Source organism: Stenotrophomonas sp. 3diitr2024 (genome assembly GCF_042136455.1).
Lineage (GTDB): Bacteria > Pseudomonadota > Gammaproteobacteria > Xanthomonadales > Xanthomonadaceae > Stenotrophomonas > Stenotrophomonas sepilia.
On the sequence record NZ_JBHHMJ010000392.1, the window covers coordinates 1 to 329 of the forward strand.

Annotated in this window: 1 protein-coding gene; it reads left to right on the forward strand. The window is 67.2% G+C overall.

Going from position 1 to position 329, the window contains the following annotated elements; translation table 11 throughout:
* The coding region (locus ABGA94_RS09670) for an NUDIX domain-containing protein (RefSeq protein ID WP_375367141.1) at positions 1–329 on the forward strand (329 nt) is incomplete at both ends.

Here is a 329-nt window from a genome sequence, read left to right on the forward strand (position 1 = left end):
CCGCCGTCATCACCGACGCCCGTGGCCGCGTGCTGCTCAACCGCCGTACCGAGAACCGCGACATGGCCGGCCTGTGGGAGTTCCCCGGCGGCAAGCGCGAATCCGGCGAGACCTCCGACGATGTACTGGGCGTGGTGTCGCTGGCCGAACAGGGCATCGGCATCTGCCAGAGCTATGCGTTCATCGTGCAAGAGCGGTTGCAGCGTGGGCAGCTGGTGGAAGGTGCCAACCGCCAGAAGACCCCCAACGAGATCGCGCTGACCCTGCTGCTGGCGGCGATGACGCTGACCTTCCTGGTGGTGGTGGCCACGTTGCCGGCCATTGGTGCA